Here is a 269-nt window from a genome sequence, read left to right on the forward strand (position 1 = left end):
ATGCAGCACAGGTCAATCTCAATACGACATCATTAAATAATACCGCAGGTCAACTTATCCATGCAGGAACAGGACAACTCGATATTCAGGTTGATCAGTTACAGGGTAATCAAGGAAAAATACTCAGTAATGGTCAATTACAATTACAAGCAGGAATTCTTGATTTAAGTCAGGGTGTAACTTCAGCTGAACACATTATCCTGAAAGCGAATCAATTAAATCATCAGCAAGGACAGCTTATCCAGCGTGGTAAGCAGAGCCCTCTGACT

Annotated in this window: 1 protein-coding gene; it reads left to right on the forward strand. The window is 40.1% G+C overall.

Annotated elements, in window-relative coordinates:
* Positions 1 to 269: hypothetical protein (locus Q4528_RS14025; RefSeq protein ID WP_303522207.1), on the forward strand; the 269-nt coding region annotated here is incomplete at both ends.

This window comes from Staphylococcus pasteuri (assembly GCF_030547725.1).
In the GTDB taxonomy this organism is placed as follows: domain Bacteria; phylum Bacillota; class Bacilli; order Staphylococcales; family Staphylococcaceae; genus Staphylococcus; species Staphylococcus pasteuri.